Source organism: Streptococcus infantis (assembly GCF_047464715.1).
Classification (GTDB): Bacteria; Bacillota; Bacilli; order Lactobacillales; family Streptococcaceae; genus Streptococcus; species Streptococcus infantis_S.
This window is the reverse complement of the sequence record NZ_JASHBJ010000001.1, coordinates 392,380-411,830: the sequence shown is the minus strand read 5'-3', so window position 1 is coordinate 411,830 and position 19,451 is coordinate 392,380. Positions and strand designations below refer to the sequence as shown.

Annotated in this window: 22 protein-coding genes and 1 pseudogene; 5 read left to right on the top strand and 18 right to left on the bottom strand. The window is 31.5% G+C overall.

What is annotated here, in order from left to right; all coding sequences use genetic code 11:
- Window positions 1-13: 13 nt before the first annotated feature.
- The 3 genes from QM419_RS02105 to QM419_RS02095 all read right to left on the bottom strand — a co-directional run bounded on the left by QM419_RS02105 (window position 14) and on the right by QM419_RS02095 (window position 2,675).
- The gene (locus QM419_RS02105) at window positions 14-487 is read right to left on the bottom strand and encodes a hypothetical protein (protein WP_414277718.1); all 474 of its coding nucleotides are present in this window, start codon (window positions 485-487) and stop codon (window positions 14-16) included.
- Window positions 487-789: a hypothetical protein gene (locus tag QM419_RS02100; protein WP_070800564.1), complete on the bottom strand. Its 303-nt coding sequence runs from the start codon at window positions 787-789 to the stop codon at window positions 487-489. Before QM419_RS02100 ends, QM419_RS02105 begins: the two co-directional genes overlap by 1 nt.
- Window positions 790-872: 83 nt before the next feature.
- Window positions 873-2,675, bottom strand: coding sequence for a putative cross-wall-targeting lipoprotein signal domain-containing proteiin (locus QM419_RS02095; RefSeq protein WP_414277717.1), 1,803 nt, complete (start codon window positions 2,673-2,675; stop codon window positions 873-875).
- Between the two features lie 1,527 nt (window positions 2,676-4,202).
- Between QM419_RS02095 and QM419_RS02090 the strand changes: the two genes are divergently transcribed.
- A complete protein-coding gene (locus QM419_RS02090) occupies window positions 4,203-4,541 on the top strand; it encodes a helix-turn-helix domain-containing protein (RefSeq protein WP_070800561.1) in 339 nt (112 codons plus the stop codon).
- A gap of 2 nt (window positions 4,542-4,543) precedes the next feature.
- On the top strand, window positions 4,544-4,969 hold the full coding sequence (locus QM419_RS02085) for an ImmA/IrrE family metallo-endopeptidase (protein ID WP_414277716.1): 426 nt from the start codon (window positions 4,544-4,546) through the stop codon (window positions 4,967-4,969).
- 19 nt (window positions 4,970-4,988) lie between these two features.
- Here QM419_RS02085 and QM419_RS02080 read toward each other — a convergent pair whose 3' ends face one another.
- From QM419_RS02080 to QM419_RS02055, 6 genes are all read right to left on the bottom strand, one after another.
- Complete coding sequence (locus QM419_RS02080) at window positions 4,989-5,270, bottom strand: hypothetical protein (RefSeq protein WP_414277715.1); 282 nt, start codon at window positions 5,268-5,270, stop codon at window positions 4,989-4,991.
- Window positions 5,271-5,783: 513 nt separating this feature from the next.
- Entirely contained in the window at window positions 5,784-6,872 is a 1,089-nt protein-coding gene (locus tag QM419_RS02075; RefSeq protein ID WP_414277714.1) for a sensor histidine kinase, read from the bottom strand.
- Entirely contained in the window at window positions 6,842-7,528 is a 687-nt protein-coding gene (locus QM419_RS02070; protein ID WP_014713377.1) for a response regulator transcription factor, read from the bottom strand. Before QM419_RS02070 ends, QM419_RS02075 begins: the two co-directional genes overlap by 31 nt.
- Before the next feature lie 62 nt (window positions 7,529-7,590).
- On the bottom strand, window positions 7,591-8,310 hold the full coding sequence (locus tag QM419_RS02065) for an ABC transporter permease (protein WP_414277713.1): 720 nt from the start codon (window positions 8,308-8,310) through the stop codon (window positions 7,591-7,593).
- A gap of 1 nt (window position 8,311) precedes the next feature.
- Complete coding sequence (locus QM419_RS02060) at window positions 8,312-9,097, bottom strand: ABC transporter permease (protein WP_350012056.1); 786 nt, start codon at window positions 9,095-9,097, stop codon at window positions 8,312-8,314.
- A 1-nt stretch (window position 9,098) separates the two neighbouring features.
- On the bottom strand, window positions 9,099-9,809 hold the full coding sequence (locus QM419_RS02055) for an ABC transporter ATP-binding protein (RefSeq protein ID WP_414277712.1): 711 nt from the start codon (window positions 9,807-9,809) through the stop codon (window positions 9,099-9,101).
- Between the two features lie 349 nt (window positions 9,810-10,158).
- Here QM419_RS02055 and QM419_RS02050 point away from each other — a divergent pair, with 349 nt between their 5' ends.
- A complete protein-coding gene (locus tag QM419_RS02050; RefSeq protein ID WP_414277711.1) occupies window positions 10,159-10,521 on the top strand; it encodes a hypothetical protein in 363 nt (120 codons plus the stop codon).
- Between the two features lie 244 nt (window positions 10,522-10,765).
- On the opposite strand, the pseudogene QM419_RS02045 reads toward QM419_RS02050, so the two are convergent.
- From QM419_RS02045 to QM419_RS02025, 5 genes and pseudogenes are all read right to left on the bottom strand, one after another.
- Window positions 10,766-10,834, bottom strand: a pseudogene (locus QM419_RS02045) (peptidylprolyl isomerase); the annotation flags it as partial.
- 92 nt (window positions 10,835-10,926) lie between these two features.
- A complete protein-coding gene (locus QM419_RS02040; protein WP_414277710.1) occupies window positions 10,927-11,655 on the bottom strand; it encodes an ABC transporter permease in 729 nt (242 codons plus the stop codon).
- On the bottom strand, window positions 11,652-12,401 hold the full coding sequence (locus tag QM419_RS02035; RefSeq protein ID WP_029689695.1) for an ABC transporter permease: 750 nt from the start codon (window positions 12,399-12,401) through the stop codon (window positions 11,652-11,654). Before QM419_RS02035 ends, QM419_RS02040 begins: the two co-directional genes overlap by 4 nt.
- A gap of 5 nt (window positions 12,402-12,406) precedes the next feature.
- The gene (locus tag QM419_RS02030; RefSeq protein ID WP_414277709.1) at window positions 12,407-13,318 is read right to left on the bottom strand and encodes an ABC transporter ATP-binding protein; all 912 of its coding nucleotides are present in this window, start codon (window positions 13,316-13,318) and stop codon (window positions 12,407-12,409) included.
- A gap of 153 nt (window positions 13,319-13,471) precedes the next feature.
- Window positions 13,472-13,612: a type A2 lanthipeptide gene (locus tag QM419_RS02025; protein WP_006149380.1), complete on the bottom strand. Its 141-nt coding sequence runs from the start codon at window positions 13,610-13,612 to the stop codon at window positions 13,472-13,474.
- 180 nt (window positions 13,613-13,792) lie between these two features.
- Here QM419_RS02025 and QM419_RS02020 point away from each other — a divergent pair, with 180 nt between their 5' ends.
- Window positions 13,793-14,491, top strand: coding sequence for a response regulator transcription factor (locus QM419_RS02020; protein WP_414277708.1), 699 nt, complete (start codon window positions 13,793-13,795; stop codon window positions 14,489-14,491).
- A gap of 2 nt (window positions 14,492-14,493) precedes the next feature.
- Window positions 14,494-15,858: a sensor histidine kinase gene (locus QM419_RS02015; protein ID WP_414277707.1), complete on the top strand. Its 1,365-nt coding sequence runs from the start codon at window positions 14,494-14,496 to the stop codon at window positions 15,856-15,858.
- Between the two features lie 525 nt (window positions 15,859-16,383).
- On the opposite strand, the gene QM419_RS02010 is transcribed toward QM419_RS02015, so the two are convergent.
- The 4 genes from QM419_RS02010 to QM419_RS01995 all read right to left on the bottom strand — a co-directional run bounded on the left by QM419_RS02010 (window position 16,384) and on the right by QM419_RS01995 (window position 19,451).
- On the bottom strand, window positions 16,384-16,665 hold the full coding sequence (locus QM419_RS02010) for a hypothetical protein (RefSeq protein WP_060955834.1): 282 nt from the start codon (window positions 16,663-16,665) through the stop codon (window positions 16,384-16,386).
- 10 nt (window positions 16,666-16,675) lie between these two features.
- Window positions 16,676-16,954 (bottom strand): type II toxin-antitoxin system RelB/DinJ family antitoxin, encoded by a 279-nt coding sequence (locus tag QM419_RS02005; protein ID WP_060955835.1) that lies wholly within the window; start codon window positions 16,952-16,954, stop codon window positions 16,676-16,678.
- Between the two features lie 512 nt (window positions 16,955-17,466).
- Window positions 17,467-18,804, bottom strand: a complete 1,338-nt coding sequence (locus QM419_RS02000; protein WP_060955836.1) for a sensor histidine kinase — start codon at window positions 18,802-18,804, stop codon at window positions 17,467-17,469.
- Window positions 18,783-19,451 carry a response regulator transcription factor gene (locus QM419_RS01995; protein WP_060955837.1) on the bottom strand — a complete coding sequence of 223 codons (669 nt, stop codon included), beginning with the start codon at window positions 19,449-19,451 and terminating at the stop codon, window positions 18,783-18,785. Before QM419_RS01995 ends, QM419_RS02000 begins: the two co-directional genes overlap by 22 nt.

Genomic DNA, 19,451 nt, shown 5'->3' with positions numbered 1-19,451 from the left:
TCTCCTTTACAAACTAGCCTTTATGTTCTTGCTTTTGTTCTTGTTTCTGTTCTTGTTTCTGTTCTTGTTTAGATTGAGTACCACCAACTTTTTTAAGTTTATCAACTACAAAAACGAAACGGTGCTTGTTAGGTTCAACCTGATTACGATCAGCCTTACGCATACCATGATATGCAATAAGCAAAGTATCAAAATCAACAACTTCTTGATAACCAAAATTCAAAGCGTTAATTTCTTCTTCTGATTGTTCAGTTACTTTCAAGAAAATAACATCTTCTTGACCTTCTGAATATACAAGAACTTCAACTCCATCATAATCACCTTCACCAGTTTCAAGATTAATGTTTACAAATTGAGCACCTTCATTCTTAATGAATTTACAAGTACCCAAAACTTCTTTTGGATTTAACAACAAATCATTCAAAGTACGATATTTTTTTGAAAGAATTTCTACACGTTTTCCAAGTTCTAGTCCGTTTTTAACCATTATTTGTTACCCCCTACACGTTTAAGTCCTTTAGCCAATACATTAGTTGAAGCAGAGAAATTTGTACCTTCTACATAATCTTCCAAGAAAAATGGTTCAATAGCTTCAACTTCTTCATTTACCTTATAAGTTGCCATATCTTTTGGAGTGATGATAGAAAACTGACCATGTTTTGCGTTCATAACAATATGTCGTGTTCCATCAAACGGTTTACCTTCAATAATTGCTGGAGCTTTTTCAGAACCAACATAATTTGCTTTCCCAATAGCTTCAGGATTGAATTTAAAGTTTTCAATTTTCATTTTATTTTTTTCCTTTTCTATTTTAAAAATTTTCAAAATTAAAAAGGGCGATTTTCCTGTTTTAATCGCCCTTAACAGATAGACTAATCTTCTTTACGTTTAAGACCAGCTACACCAAGAATAGTTGCCATTACACCAGCTACACCAAAAATACCAAGTGAAGATTCAGCAGTACCAGTATTCGGTAATGATGGTTTTTGTTCTTTTGGTTTTTCAGATGGTGTTTTAGGAGTTTCAGGAGTAGGAGGAACTTCCTTAACATAAGTCTTATGATATTCTACTTCCACTTTTTTCTCTTTAGGAACAGGAACGTAAGGCTTAATAGAAATTACAGGTTTAGGAGTGTATTTTGGATCATTATATTTCTCAATAGAAATTGGTTTTTCCTTAATTTCTTTTTGAGAAGCACGACCAAACAATCCACCTACGATAGATAATGAAGTATCAGCAGTATTTGAATGAATGAAACTGAAATTGATTTTTTGACCTTTTGCAAAAGACCAACCAATACCGTTAGAATCAAGCACACCTGCTGTACTTTGTGATTCTGCTTCATCATTAGCAGTAAATGAGTTACCACTTTGTGTGATATTCTTACCAGTTGTCACTTTAGCACCATCAATGCTAGATACATCAATTACTTGATTACTATCAACATCATTGATAGTCACTTCACTAACATCAGTAGCGTCAGTTTCTACTCCAACAGTTACCATTTTCACCCAGCCATTACGTTCATCATAATATGCTCCTGATCCAGCATAGCCACTTTGACCATCTACACCACCACCAGCATTTGCACCTGAACCAGCACCAGTAAATACTCCATAACCGATACCACCATCTTCAGCAGACCACAAAGCAACATAACTACTTGTAAATGCAGAATCAGGTGATGGAGTTACATTACTAAATGTCAAAGTAACATCACCATGTGAAGTGTTTTTAACCTTGATTTTAGCTGTTCCACTCTTATCATCAAAAAGGAACACGTTATCAAAGTTTGCGTCCAAGTTCGTATCTAAATCACGACCTTGAATAACTTTGTTTGTACGAGAAGGAGCAGTCACTTTGGTTGCACCTGATACAACTTCAAATGTTGTACCACTAGTCGCACTCAAACCAGTTTGAATTGACTTGATAACCTTACCTGCATTAGCTTTATTCCATTGATCAACAGTCTTTTGATCTTGCGCATAGTTACCAGTAAATTTCAAGCCTTTTGCTTCCATAATCGCTTTATCTTTAGCCTTGATTTTTTCAGCTTCCAACTTGTCTTTTTTGAACTTAGCTTCATTTACTTGATTTTCTTTTTTAGTTTGCGCATTATAACCATCAACTGTTTTCTTATCTTTTGGATAATCGCCAGTATGTTTCAAACCTGCTTTTTCCATTACAGATTTATTTTCAGCTTTGATTTTACTGTTTTGTGCTTCAGCTTGTTTAATTTCTTTGGTATTTTGCTCTTTTTCAGCAATCTTCTTACCAATTTCTTCAACTTGCGCTTTTTCATCTGCTTTAGCTTCTTCTTCAGTATCATAACCAACTTTTTCTGTTTCAGTTACTTTAATACCAACGCTTTTAGCTTTTTCAACAGTAGAATCTAAATCAGGAGTTTCAACAGGTTTAACTGTTTCTTCTTTCTTAGCTTCTACTTTAGCTTCTGTTTTAGCTTCTGTTTTAGCTTCAGTTTTAGGTGCTTCAGGAGTTGAAGCAGGTTTTGCAACTTCAGTAGTTGCAGGAGTTGAAGGTTTTACTTCATCAGCAGAAACATTCCCATTAGCAACCATAGCCATCATAGCGAACGCTAAAATAACTCCACAAGCACCAGCTACTTTCGTTTTACGGATTGAGCCATAAGCCTTATATTCATTAGATTTAAACATTAAATTTTTTCTCCTTTTTCTTTTTTTATTTTAAATAATGTTTATTCTTTTTCGATCTCATTCAATAGAAGGTGAACGTGACCGTTTATAAATAACTACTGTCATAATTTCTCCTTTTTTTCTACACAAAAAAGCCGACTTACACCGACTTCTATAACTAAAAACTATTTAATGAAATTCAATAATTTCTCCTGTTTCTAAAAAATGGTTATAAGTACGATCAATACGATTATCAATCTTACGGTAAAAAGCATTGGTTAATTGACCCATAGCATATAACTTCCTATACAAATCTTCACAACATTTTTTAGACGATACATAAACATCAGCGCCCCTCTTAACGTGAGCATAGATTTTTAGATTCCAACAGAATCTACTATATATTCGCAGATATTCTCTACGAATCCATTCTTCTGAATATGTTCTTACATCATCTTCTCCCTTCCACTCAATAGATACGATCTTAACACACCTCTTTCAATCGTCTTAATCCTCTAAAATAATCTATCAGGTAAAAAATAAACTTCCAAATACTAGAAATAATAAAAACAATACAGAACCAAATAGATCATTATTAGATACTAATCAAAATAACAAATAGAATAGAAAATCAATCATCAACAAACTTAAAATTTTCAAACAAACTATCAATAATTTCAAATGCCATTCTAACCAAAATACAATTCCTGTTTTAGGAAAAAAATATAACCTTCAAAAATTTTTCTTATATAAATACCCTCTTTCTTTCTATTGCTAATTCACATAAAAGAATATAAACTATTCTCTTGTGAAAACTAACAATATCTTTTATTGTTAATTTCCTTTTTGAAAAAAAAGAAAAGGCTTATAGTTCAAAGCCTTTTCTCGTTACTCTATTTTGTATGCTCTTATCTTCGCACACTTTCAGCTTTATAGCTTACTCCCTTCGCCAAGGTCACAGATTTAAGGATAACTCAATACCCCCTCTTCCTTACCCAAAGGCATTAGCAAGACTTTCATCTTACACACCGACCATACGATATAGCCTCACTATCTCACTCTAGCTACCTCTACAAAGTATCATTGACTGCACCACAGCCGTCAGTTCCCTTTTCTTATCTACTAAGGCGAAAGGACGAAAAACCCAACGTAATCATAAGATTGATAGATACAACTTACGGAATTTAGCTATTTTTTAGAAATTAACTATGGTAAAAATGCTATCACAAAAAGATTAGAACTTTAATAACATTGGAACTTCCATAACCTTACTAAAAAACCATAATCTACTCTAGGTTCTTTAGCCAAAATCCATAAGTTGCACCAACCATCAGACAAACCTTGACATTTTACTATTTTTCACTTATAATTAAATTGCTACATTTAATCGTGTTAGTCAATGCTAGTCGTTGTCTGACACGTTTTTTATTAAATTTTCAAAGACCATTTTCTTTAACAACTTTTGTTGTCAAAGATATAATACTACTTTTGTTGTTATAAGTCAATAGTTTTTTTAAAAAATTTTTTATTTTTTTCGGAGATAAAAATATGCTTCCAAATAGACTAAAAGAACTTCGCCAAAAAGCTAATATTACTCAAAAAGAACTTGCACTTTCTATAAATTCAAGCCAGCAAAATATTGCTTTCTACGAAAAAGGCGAACGTAAACCAAAACATGAAATGGTTGAAAAACTAGCAAACTTCTTCAATGTTTCTGCAGACTACCTTCTAGGTAAAACTGATATTCCTGATCCTGAATCAGATATTGATCTTGATCTTGATTTTGCTATTGATAATTCAGTTGCCTATGATGGTACACCCATCACGGATCATGATAGAGAAATTATAAAGAACTATCTAAACGAATACTTTTCAAATAAAAAATAACTATGAATCTAAACAAAGTTATAAAAGAAATTGAACACTTAAATTGTAAGGTTATCATTCTTAAAGACCTATCTACTAAAGGAAGATACGTTCTAGCCAAAAATAAGCATTTTATTTTTCTTCGAGCCGATACATCAGAAATCGAAAAAATAAATGTTCTTCTACATGAAAAACATCATCTAATTAATGATGATTGCAACAATTCATTATCTCAAATTGATACCTTTAAAAATCATATAGAAAATGATAGCGAAAAAGGACGAATCCTTGATTTTATGAGTTTAGTAAACAGCGAATATCCAATAGATGATAGCTTCAATTATCATGACTATCTCAAAAATGCTGATATTCCTTCAAAATACGAAAACTACGTTAAAGAAATAGCAACACAATTTTATAATGAAAACAAAAAAAATAACATTATCTAATGATAGTGTTATTTTTTTGTTATTCCATATATACAACTCCACAAAACTCATCATTACAATATAAAAATAATTGATTCTCTTTGTCTGATAAAAAACCTGTTCCTGCTTTACTGAAACTAAACTTTACAAAATAAAGTTCTAAATCACCCTCATATTCAACTTCAGTATCAAAAGTTTCTCCAGCTTCCATTTCATCTAAATAATCAGAATAATCATTTAAAAAATCTCTTACAAAATAATTCAACTTTGGAATCATTTGTCTATGTACTGTTGTCTGGTAACTTATCTTTTTAATATCCATGTTTTATCTCCTAATCATTAAAAAATTCATCAATATCTTCTTTTCTTCTAAAATCTAGTTTTACAACTTCTGATTTTTCTTTAGCCAACTTTTGAATATCTTTTTTTACATTTTCTTTTTTACAGAAGTGAAGTAAGCATTCAATACGGATCAATACAGAAGAAAAACGCTGATTTCAAGCGTTTTTTCTTTTTGCAAAATGCGATATAATGCACTGTATTTCAATTCAAACTCTACCTTTTTCTCTACCTTTTTTCTTAAGACCTGGTTTGAAAATACTTTATTTCAGATAAGTTTAAGACGCTTCTTATAAATTCCTAGCAAGCAACAACTACTTATTTGTTTCAACAAAATTAAATAAGTTTAATCAAAACAGTGGAATTACTTTAAATATAATATTCTCAATTATAATTTACAAATAGTTTGCTTTAAATTACAGTATATAATAGAAAAAACAGAGGTATGAAAAAATGTTTTACTGTACGGAACTGCATTTAATCAGATAATAACTCGCTATGATTTAATACAATTAAGAGTCATTAAAACTTCTGCTCCCTCGTCTCTATTCCTCAGTTCGACTTGGCCTTTATGCAGTTTTGCAACTCTACATACAAAACTAAGTCCAATACCATAATGTTGCTCTTTAAACGATCTAGCTTTATCCATACGATAAAAGAGCTTCCCAAAATTATTTAAAACTTCTTCTGGAAATTCAGAGCCATTATTCCATATACCTATTTTTAATTCTTTTCCCTCTTGCTCTACTCTAATTTTAATTTTAGGATTCTGTTTATCTGCATACTCCAAAGTATTTGTTAATATATTTTGTATCGCTCTAACCAAAAGATTTAAATTAATGTGATAAACCTCATCATCTCGAATAGACTGTTCAAAATTTATTTTCATTTGATTCTGAATGATGAAATATGCCTCATGCTCCAGTATATTTACAAAATCTAAAGCATCACAATCCATCCATTCCGCCTCATCATCATAGTAAGTTTTAGAATAATGAATCAACTGATTAAAATAATCTAGTAAGCGTTGACTAGCACGAAGGATATCTGCTAAACATTCTTTAGACTGCTCATCTTTAGTGGAAGTGTGCAAAAATTCTGCATTCCCTTTGATGATAGTTAGAGGTGTCTTCAAATCATGAGAAACTGCTGAAACCTGAAACATCAAGTCTTCTTTCTGTTGCTTCTCATCATCTAATAGCTGTCGAATACGATCTTGCATCACAATAATTCGATTTCCTGTCTCACGAAATTCCTTAACCGTTAATCTTTCTGTACATTCGCTTTCAAGCCACATACTATTTTCATAAATCAAATTCATTTCATAACTTAGTTTTTTCAACAATTTACCAATGTGATAACTTATTAGAATAATCAATAAAACACAAATATATATCCATGATGACACATTAAAAAAAATTGATTGAACATCATTATTTTTAAGAGGCTTCCCATCTTCATTTATTTGTATAGATACTGAAGCTAAGGGAATAAGATAGGCCATTAGTAAGCCAAGACTAAACTGCCAAATAATTCTCCAGCAGGTTTCTCGAATTAATTGTCTAAAACTTTTGATTCTACCCATTGATATCCTCCACCGTACAAGGTTTTAATTGGATTTAATTGATAAGGTTTCAGCTTTTGACGAATTTGATAAATGTACTCTGAAACCGAACGTAAAAGAGCTTCTGAACTTTGTGGATATAAATAATTATAGATTTCCTCTATAGAATATATTTTACTTGGGTTACTTGCTAAAAGATTCACTATATCAAATTCCCTCCTTGTCAAGGCAATCTTATCTTCGTTTACAAATAGTTCCTTACTATCCGTATATAGTATAAGCTTCCCAATCTTTATTTGATGAACATTTCCTTTAGTCCGTTCTTCACGACGTAAGTGCATTTTAACACGTGCTAAAAGCTCTGGCATACTAAAGGGCTTGATAATATAATCATCAGCTCCTGCATTGATTCCAGCCACCAAATCTTCATCCATATCCTTAGCAGTTATAAAACAGATAGGAACAGATATCTGCTCGCGAATCATCTGACAGACTTCTAAACCACTAACAGGCATCATAATATCTAATAAAATCAAGTCAAATCCTGTAAAATCACAAAGATCAATCTCTTCTATGTTATTTCGTATGACTACTTCATATTTTTCATATTCTAGTACCTTTTTTATTAGGCGAAGAATAGCAAGATCATCATCTACCACTAAAATTTTATAAGCCATAACTCACGCTCCTAAATTATATTATATCATTAACTGAGAAAAAGACAGGATAGCCCCTGTCTTTAGCGTATATTTCTTCCTGTAAGTATCAGTGTAGCAACTACAAAAGCAATTAATAACCAAACTATTTGTATCCCCAGGCCTTGCCAAACTGGATAATAAAATGATAAAGGATGGATATAGAAACAGTTCATACTAGCTAGTAATGGTATATTTCTAAATAAAGAACTGAATTGTAATAACATTTGCCCTAGCCCTAATAAAAGTGATAAACTTATTCCCAAAATTAAGGTAAAAGATCTGAAAATAAATACAAAAATACCACTTAAAAGAGAGAAGGTTAAAATAGAAATACAAACTGGAAAAAGGATTGTTAGAACATTTTTAATATTGCTCAAAAGATTGATATTGTAATATCCTTGAGCAAGTAGTATACATACTGATATTATAGCTAGCAATAATACAATTTCCACACATAACACAATAGCTAGTTTACATATTATAAATTTTAAACGATTTGGACATGTAAGAAAACTTGTACGAAGGCTAGAACCTGTAAATTCTTGACCTATAAATAGGACCGCTAGACTAATGAAACCTGCCTGTCCTAAATAGAGACTTTGCAGTAGTTGTTCCAAAACAAAGTGTTGAGTCAACTGGTCTGGTTTACTATTTAAAAAAATAACCATTCCAGGAACACACAGTAACAAAGCCCCTATAATCAACCAATGCCAAGGATTCATCATAAACTTGAGATACTCACTTTTAAATTGCTCTTTCAACTCATTCCCCTCCTCCAACATCTGACTGAAGCACGCGGTAAACTGCCAAAGCCAAGAATGACAAATTCCAACAAAGTAAAAGCAAAATATTTTGTAAACTATTCTGTTCTAACATTTGAGGAGATGTCGCAATCAGTCCATAGCTCAATGAAACTGGAAGAAATTTTGCAATTGATATATGGTCGGCTAAGAATGTTCCTAAATTGTAGACTTGAGGAAGCAAAAACAATAGGGGAACAAGGGCTTTTTTAAATGTTAAAGCCAGAATATAGGCTAGAAGTCCCAACAATGTCCAAGCTATGCTGTCTAAAAACATATAGAACCAAACTGTCCCATTTAGTGAAAATAGCAATAAACCATCTTGTCCTAAAACATAATGTGTCATGTTAATCGTCAGAAATATTGATAGGAAGGAAATGACAAAAGAAAATACCAGCCAAATTAATGTCTTTGAAACTAGGAGAGTAATTCGACTCGTATTAGAGAGGAGGCTTGTGCGAATAGCAGAGTCTTTATACTCTTCAGCTCCGTAGATTGAGCCTAAGATAATCATAAAAAAAATGCCAATTAGAGTAACATCAAATCCTAAAAATTCAATAGGTGGAATAGCTTCTACTAACTCTGGATTTGTCTCTGGTGTAGCATGGATACCAACTGAAACAATTTGAGATGCACCAATATTTGCTAAAAACGTTTGAAATACTAGTATCAAAAATAGTACAACATGAGTAGCTCTCTTATATAGTAATTTCAAGATTTCAGAATGAAGAGAGTAAATAAGTGCCATGTCAATTTCCTCCCTCTGTTAAACTAAAGAAAACTTCCTCCAGTGAAGAAAGATTTTTCATCACTTCTTGTAAAGTCCCTTTTATAAGAACTTTGCCTTTATTTATGATGACCACATCATCTGTTACTGCTTCCACTTCCGATAATATATGAGATGACAGTAAGACGGTCTTCCCTTCTTGAGCTTGTTTTTTTATAAACTCTCTAAACCACCGAATTCCTCTTGGATCCAACCCATTTGTCGGTTCATCCAATATCAGATACTGAGGATTTCCTAATAGAGCTGTTGCAATCCCCAAGCGTTGTCCTTCTCCTAATGATAATTTTCCAATTTTAGATTTTTTCTTATGACTAATATCCACCATATCCAAGACTTGCTCAATTCGCTGACTCGATATCCCATTACTAACAGCAACAATTTTCAAATGTTGATAAACAGTCCGATCATCAGGAGCTCCGACACTGTCAAATGAAGCTCCTACAGTCTTTAGAGGAAATTTTAATTCCTTATAAGTTTGATCTCCAATTTTGGTGAGACCAGATGTTGCTTTGTCTAATCCTAATAAGATACGTAAGGTTGAACTTTTACCAGCTCCATTTGGACCTAAGAAAGCAGTTACTCTTCCTGCTTTTGCTTCAAAAGAAATATCTTTTAAAATTTGAGTTTGACCATATGACTTACATAGATTTTTAATGGTAATACTTTGTTCCATAGATTTCTCCTATTCAATTTGTTGTATCATTTGAAACAAGTATATATTAATCAATAATTTTCGGATTTTTTTCAGAATTTTACTTTTTGTAGAACTGTTTTCATCAAAATAATCTCATCAGATATATAAACCAACAGATGAATTATAGATTATCCTTTATTCCCTTTATCATTTAAATTCTTTTCAAAAAAGGATAGACCTTTGACTTTCCGAAAAATAACAATTTTTCCGAAAGTTTAATATTTGCTGTTATAATAGACATTTCTTCATTTTTCCGTTATAACAGACACTGACATACTCTTGTAATATTATTTTGGTATAATTAAAATTATAGTAGGAGGCAAAGATTATGAGAAAATTAATAGGTATATTACTGCTTTCATTATCAATAATTACGCTAATTGCTTGCACTAAAAATAAGCAACAATCTCTGGATGGCGAATACTATTGGATATCAAGTGAAAGAAATGAATTGCCATTTACTATTAAAGGAGATAATGCTTCCATAGAGCATGGAGAAGCCGACAGCTTTACCATTAACAAAAAAAAGAATACGATCGAATTAACTGGACAAAATATTGCAAGTCGAACAGAAGAATATTCATTTAAAGATGGGGTCTTTTCTGTTGATATTAGTGGAGTTAAGCACGACTACTATCTTAAAGATAGCAAAGAATATAATAACGCACTAAAACAATATGGATATAAATAACATCAATCACACCTATTTTCCCGAATAGGTGTTTTTTTTTGCTAAATAGATTCCTTCAAAAAACTTTTAAGCTTATTATTAACCGAAAGTCAAATCTATTTTTTGTTCAAATTTTGGTCATAGTTTGGTCAAAGAAACAAAATATACCATCCTATTTTAAAAAACCGAATTGTGATGATTGCCGATAAACAAACACTTTGATTTTTCTTTTTATTTCTTTATTCTTCTTATCATGCAAGATTCAGAGAATAAAGCTAGTTACAGCCACTACTCCAACACTAATTAAGGATTTAGTTTTGACTTTATTTAACATCTTTGACCTTCTTTCTATAAAAACTAAGTCAAGCATACCAGATAAAGCTTGGAGCTTTTATCACAAGAAAAAGACTCCGAAGAGTCTTCGCATTACTTATGCAATTCTTTATTACTCAATGTATGAAAAATCCCCCACAGAAGAATATTTACAACGATAAACAGCAATATTTCCACTAAATTAAAGTCTGTCAAATTCCGTGACCGCATTGCCACCATAGCTTGGGAGTAGGGATAGATTAAAGATAATTTATCAGATACAAAAATCATCATGAATCCTACGAAAGTACCAATAGAACCAATTCCCACAGATTTACTAAAAACACGAGTTTTAGCTGTCACAAAAAACTGTACTGCCATCATACTAATTGTTCCAAAAATCCCCAATAAATCCCACTTAAGGTAGGTGAACAAATTAGAAATTTCTAAATGAATTAGGTGAGCACTGACATAAAAAATACCAAACAAGAACAACTGTAAAACAGCAATAAACAAGATAATTACTATTTCTTTTGCCAACAATAATTTCCCAAGACTGACATTATTAGCTCTGAGAAATTCAATATTTTTCCTATCAAACTCTTTTCCTAACATCATGGCTACATAAATGCTGACCAAAATCGGAAAGAAAAGCTGGCTATAATAGAAGGTCAATTGTCCCCATAAAACAGGCACTTTTTCACTTTCTGCAACCATAGAATAAGCTGCACCTAAGTAAATACCAAGACCAATCAGGCTACAAAAAGCTAAGAAGAAAATACCAATCATCAACATGGAAAATTTTTGGGTTTTCCGCCATTCTACTGATAGATAAGACATCATAGCTTGCCTCCTTTCTTTTCAACTAGATAGAGAGATAAGAAGAGATAGATTAGGGCTATTGGCAAATATGTAAAGAGTTTAAATCCTAGGTTTGTCGCCAAAACATAACTCACTTGACTGGCGACTTTCTGGTAATCCACCAGAGACAGATATGCTATACCACCAAATGGGAAAATCAGCTGTAGAAAAGCTGTTGCATGACCAAATCCAACTCCAAGAAATCCTCCGAAAATCCCTAATGCCATTATCAATGCCTGCTTTTTCAGTAAAAACTGCAAAGTCAAAAACAGACAGGTTAAGACAAAAGATGCTAGCAAGAAAATGACGATTTGCCAGAGGATTAGGCTAACAGGCATTTCTAGACCAGAAAAGTTTGCAATCAACTGGACTACTACTCCCTCCAAAATAGCGAGAAAGGTCAAAACGAACATAGTCAGGCCAAGCTTACTCAGAAAGATATGCCGTACATTTTCACCATTTGCCAAAAGCAGTTTGAAAGTGTTGCCCTCCTTCTCGTTCTTGACAATCCGGGATACAAAGAGAGCAATCACGATAGGGAGAATCAAGCCATTTACTTCTTTTATCATATAGAAAATTAGGTTAATCTGGTGCATGTCTGGATTACTTAGGTAACGTGTAGCGGCTGCAATTGCCCAAGCAAATCCGACTCCCATAACTAGTATGATAATGAAGAAGGATTTGGTTCGTTTTGCCTTGAGCAATTCAATAGACAAATTATTCAACATAAGACTCACTCCTTGGTTAAGTTGAGGAAGATAGATTCCAAGGTTTCTTGTTCTTGCTTCACTTCATAAATTGGAACTTCCTCGACTATTAAATCTCGTAACAAACTAGAAATCTGCTGGTCGGCAAGGTTAGTCAGCTTGAGTTTATCCTCATGTATTTCTAAGATCTTGCACGGATAACCAAATAACACTTGGCTAATGGCTTCACGTCGACCTCTAAAATCCCCACGCACTTCCAGCCATTTATTGGACTGAATTTTACGAATTTCTCCCTCGTAAACGAGTTGACCATGATTGATAATCCCTACACGGTCAGCGATATGCTCTACTTCAGAAAGGATATGGGTAGAGATGAAGACAGTAATGCCCTGTTCTTTTGCCAACTTGATAATCAGTTCCCGAATTTCATGAATCCCTGCTGGGTCTAGCCCGTTAGTTGGTTCATCCAGTATCAACAAACGCGGTTTCTTGACTAAGGCAAAGGCTAAAGCCAAACGCTGTTTCATACCCAGAGAATAATCTTTAACCAATTTTTTCTTGTTTTTAGGTTGATCTAACCCAACAATTTTCAAGGTTTCCTGAATATTTTTCTTATCAAATCCAAGGATTTTTTGGAAAACCAAGAGATTTTCATAGCCTGTCAAATTAGGATAATAAGACGGTTCTTCAATCATAGAGCCAATCTGATTAAGATACTGCTTGTCCGTACCTATGGATTGACCGAACACTTCAATATCCCCAGCTGTACGAGAAATCAAAGACAAAATCATCTTCATGGTGGTTGTTTTCCCAGCTCCATTTGGACCTAGAAAACCATAAATCTCACCTTGTTGAACTGATAAGGAACTAAGGTTAACTACCTGAGTGTCCTTAAATTCCTTTTGTAAGTTTTTTATCTGTAAAACATTACTAATCATTATGAACTTCCTCCATTAAACTAAAAAATTTTCTATAATTTTGATTTCCATGAATCAAATTATCATGAGTATCTTTGATAACATCTCTACTACTCTTATCAACAAAAATGATAGAATCAACATAATTCACAATATCTAATTGGTGAGTCACTATTACCATTGTTTTGTCTGAATAAAATGGATTTGGATTACTCCACCACCAGCACCAAGAACGTTATCAAGTTCTTCAAGAGTCAATTCTTGAAGAGAATTCATTGCTTCAATCTCAACGAGATTCATTTGTTGTTTAACCATTTGGAAATACCTCACTGATTAAAATTAATTTGAGAAGTATCTCTATCTAGGTTATGTCTTTATTATAGACATGCTAGATTAATTTTAAACTAAGCTAACCTTAATTTTACATTAAGATTAAAGTATTTTTCTTTTTTTCACTCTTTTAAATGGTATAATTTAAATAAGCGAGGTAAGATTATGAGTTTCGAACAACAACTCCTGAATAAGCACATCCTTATCATTGATGACGACAAAATTTTAAACTCTTCCATAAGAGATATTCTCACTGCCTACGGATTTTCCAATCTAACATCAGCCTATGATATAGAATCTAGTTTGGACATGATTGAAATAGAGCAGTTCGACCTTTTCCTTTTGGACATTATGCTACCCGATGGGGATGGCTACACATTAGCAAAACATATCCGAAAAAAAGGCGATACTCCTATCCTCTTTCTGACTGCCAAAAATAATCCTGAAGATGAGATAGCTGGTTTCAATGCTGGTGGTGATGATTATGTCATGAAACCCTTCATTCCAAAAAATCTTATCTATCGTATTATGGCTCTGCTCCGGAGAAGTTATAAATCAGAACAGGAATCAATACAGATTGGACAGACTTTGGTGAATTTTCGGAATGCAACAGTACAAAAAAATGGAGAAGAAATTTCTATTACGCCAATTGAAATTCAGATTTTGAAAAAACTTTACGATAATAAAAATTACATCGTTTCAACCGAATCTCTCTGTGATACGATTTGGGGAGTGGATAGCTTTGGTTATGAAAACTCTTTGACTGTACATATTCGGAAAATTCGAGAAAAAATAGAAGAAAATCCTTCAAAACCTCAATATTTAAAGACAGCTAAAGGGCTAGGGTATAAATTGTTATCATGATTATGAATCAAACCAAAATTTTAAGGTATTCACTAAAGAAATTTATCTTTTCTTCCATCATTATCTTTATTACCAATATTATTCTAATTGCCAGTTTTGTTTTCTACATTAGTAAAAAGCAAACTGCTACTGAGACTGTGAAAATAATTTCTGAACACATTACCATCACAAATAATAACGTCCACATACCTGAAAATGATATTTCTAGTCTAAAAGAACAAAAGTTATGGCTCATGGTATTGGATAAGCAGACTGGAAAACAAGTGTACGAACAGTATAAACCTACAGAAGTTCCTTCGCAATTTGACTACGGGGACATTTTACAGTTTTCTCGCTATTATCTTTCAGATTATCCTGTTTTTAGTCAGATAAAAGGTGGATACATCATTGTTGTTGGTTTTCCAAAAGATAAAATTGCTCGTTATAGTTTTAATTACTTAGATATAGATAGTCTTCGCCTGTTTCCACTAATAGCATTTGGAGTATTGCTTTTCAACTGCCTTTATTTCGCTCTTCTTTACTACTATGGCGTGACGCATATCAATCGTAAAATTGTGCCTCTTGTAACTGCTATTCAGAATCTCCCATATGGTTTAAAAAATCCAATAAATTCTATATCAGAACTAGAATATCTTACAACTGCAATTAATCAAACCGATACTCTACTCAAAGAGAATGAAGTCTTTAAAGAGCAATGGATTTCAGGTATTGCACACGATATCAAAACACCTCTTTCTGTCATCATTTCTAACGCGTCCTTGTTAAATGATTCTGAACTAGATACACAGTCTAAAAAACATATTCGTCCAATATTGACGGAATCCTATTACATCCAAAATGTTTTAAATGACTTAAATATAGTAGCTCGCCTTTCATCCGGTCATCTTCAATTAAATCAGACTGAAACAAAAATTATCCCCTTCTTCAAAGACATTCTCATCCATATTTTAAATCAAGAAATCTGGAATGAATTTGAATTTGAATTTGATTACGATTATTCACTTGTTAATCAATCTATCATGATTGAGCAGTTTTTAATCACAAGAGTTATCCATAATATCATCTACAACTCTGTTTTACATAACGAAAAGGGTTGCACAATAAGAATCCACTTATACAAAAAAGATACAAATGTAATTGTCGAAATCAAAGATAATGGACAGGGAGCTTCACCAGAAAAAATTGCTGAACTTAATGAATTATCTTTTAAAAACATTGATATTTCTAAAATTAGAACGACTGGAATTGGGCTAAAAATTTCAAAACAAATTGTTGATTTGCATCAGGGCTCTATTTCATTTGCTAGTGTCCAAAATGAATTCTTTGAAAGTATCATTTCACTTCCGATTTTCAACATTACCAATTAGATAAAAAAATGGAGAAGAACCATTAGAGTCTTCTCCATTTTATTCTCTAGCCATTGACAAAATATAATTTTTGGTCAAAATTTGGTCATGATTTGGTCAAAAAAATTAAAAATACTAAATTATTTTTAAAAATGAACTTGTGATAATTGCCTTCAAATAAACATTTTAAATTTTCTTTGTCTTTCTTTACATTTCTAAAAATGCCGATACATCAGAGATCGAAAAAATAAACGTTCTACTACATGAGAAACACCATCTAATCAATGATGATTGTAACAACTCACTATCTCAAATAGATACCTTCAAAGAACACATAGAAAATAATAGCGAAAAAGGACGAATTCTTGATTTTATGAGTTTAGTTAATAGCGAATATCCAATAGACGATAGCTTCAATTATCAAGACTATCTCAAAAATGCTGATATTCCTTCAAAATATGAAAACTACGTTAAAGAAATAGCAACACAATTTTATAATGAAAACAAAAAAAATAACACTATCTAATGATAGTGTTTTTTTTCATTTTATCCCAATTTAGCAGTTAAACAGAGCTCATTATTGCAATAAATATCTAACTCACTTTCAGAATTACCAAAAATTCCCCCACCTTTTTTATTAAATACAAATTTAACAAAATATATTTCTAAATCTCCTTCATATTCAATTTCAGAATCAAATTCTGAACCAGCTTCCAATTCATCTAATTGATCTGAATAATCATTTAAAAAATCTCTTAAAAAATAATTCAATTTTGGTTTTAGAAATTGAGGTACAGAATTATAATAACTCACATTTTTTATTTCCATTTTCTATCTCCTAATCATTAAAAAATACATCAACATCTTCTTTTCTTTTAAAATCAAGTTTTACAACTTCTGATTTTTCATTTACTAACCTTTGAATATCTTTCTTTGCTTGCTCTACTTCATCTTTTGAATATTCATCTAAAGCAAGTTTAAAGGGAATACTTTTTGTTAAAACACTTTGTTTTAAAAATAATTTTACAGCAGTTGACATATCCAAACCTAATTCATTAAAAATCGCAGTTGCTTCTTTTTTTAAATCATCATCTACTCTAACAGCAATTTGTGACATATCAATTCTCCTTTTACTCTTGTATATCTATTGTATCACTTTTAGATATACAATTCGAGTTTTAGTACCTATTAAACACAAAATAAAATAGACCAACTTACTGATCTACTTTATTCTATATTTACTAAACAAATATTTAAACAGAAACTAACAATTTATTGGTTTAAAAAGTATATTATTAACTATTAAAAAATATACTTTTATTCTTTATGTATTCCTATTTATCGCTCTTTTTCTTTTATTCTTGGCACTTATCAGTATTCATTTAAACCAATTTCTAAGCAAAAAAGTCTTGGCGTAGATCATAATTCTCCACAAATGGATAACGTCCCACCTTGGTCTATTCAGTTGTCAAAAATCAATTAGCTTTCTGCTATGTAGGATTCTTTGCTTAATAACGGAATAGATTTTTCTTATACCTCAAAAGCAAAAAGGATAAATTTCCCTCTACACTTTAATAGTGAAAATTTATCCCTCTTGGTAACCAGATTTATTAATTTTTTAAAATATGCTTACTTTTTAAATACCATTTTAACTTCAGCACCATTACCTTGACCATCGTAATTATTTAGTAACAATTGTCCCTTGTTAGTTTCAAGTATTTTCGTAACAATTGAAAGTCCCAAACCATGTATATTATTATCATACATTTTTGTTGATACATATTTTTCCCTTAGATCATAAAGAATATCATCATTAAATCCATCGCCTTGATCCCTGACAACAATAGTATAATCATCTATATCATCATAAAAACCGATAAATATAGTTGAACCCACTGAAGAATTCTCAATTGCATTATTTACTAAATTTTGTAACGCAATAGAAATTGAATTTTTATCTAATTTAATATTACTTGCATCATGTGAAAGAATTGACAAGCTAAAACCCTTAAGTTTACAAATACTAGTCACAATTTTTATCCAATCGTCTAAAACTTCTTTTGATACAACTTCCTTTGGAGCTTCCATCAAATCAGAAAAATCATTTAGTTTTTTTAGAAAAGATTCCAATCTCTCCACTCCATTTAAAGCATCTTCTGCTCTTTCAAGAACATTTTCTTGATCTTCTTTTAATAATTCTATATTCCCCTTAATTAGAGTAATCGGAGTCCTCACATCATGAGTAATCGATTGAATCATTTCTTTTTGTGTCATCTGCATATTCCATTGTTTTTCTAATGATGCCTTTAAGCTCCTTGCCATACTATCTATAGAATCTAACACTCCTGAAATTTCTGTATAATCAGAATACTCTCTTTCAAATTCTAATTGTAATTTTTCAATATTTTCATTAGCCTTGGATATCTTTCTAATTTCACTCCTTAATTTCCTTGTCAAATTACTTATTAAATAAATAAACCCAATTAGCCACAGACAAAACATGCTTGTAAAATACACCAATTCAAAATTTCCAATTATTTTGTATACATTTGGATTGGTAGGTATAGCACTAATTTTATATTTTATGATCAAATCTTTATTACCATTTTTAAAAGCCTTAAATACATCTGAACCTATTATGTGTTCCTTTGAAGATTTTCCTTCTTGCAATGCCTCACTTATTTTTTGATTATAGCGTTCATCAATCGTATTTTCTATAATTTCTCCATTATCTCTTAATTGATATTCATAAAAAAATGGTATTTTATCAATTTCCCAATTCTCTTTTTGAAACTCATATTTTACTGTATCAGAATGTCTTTCAGCATAATTTGCAGGATATACTACCCCAGTGTTAATTAAGACGTTTAGAGGCATATAGGAAAATAAACTCATAAATAGTACAAAAAACAATTCTAAAATTGCAAATTTACTAATTAAATAGGTTAAACTTTTTTTAGTTCCCATTGATAACCTACTCCCCAAATAGTTTTAACTGGATCTATATGAAATCCAGCAAATTTTTCTCTTATTTTTTTTATTCTTTCTGTAATAGAAGTTGAACTATCACCTTCAGCATCATATCCATAAATTGTTGTATAAATCTTTTCTTTAGTAAAAACCTGGTTTCTATTTTTTAAAAGTAATTCGCATATTTCATATTCACTTTTGGTAAGAGTAATTTCATCTTCCTTGAAATATATTTTTTTAGACAATAAGTCACAAGAAATTGGATAATCAATTATTCTACTATGCTTATCTCTATTTTCTCTTCTAATATGTGCTGCAACCCTCGCCCTTATTTCAGATACAGAAAATGGCTTTGTAACATAATCATCTGCGCCTAAGGCAAATCCCTCTATCTTGTCCTTTTCAAAACTTTTAGCCGTCAACAAGATAATCGGTGCATCTATCAATTCTCTATATCGTGATAAAAACTCAAATCCATCCATTTTATCCATCATGACATCAAGAATAATCAAATTATATTTAACCAGCTGTTCAGGAACAATTTTTTCAGCTGAATCACAAAGGTCGACATTATATTCTTTTTTAAAAGTCAACTCTAAAAGTCGTAATAAATCTTTATCATCATCTATGATTAATAAGTTCAT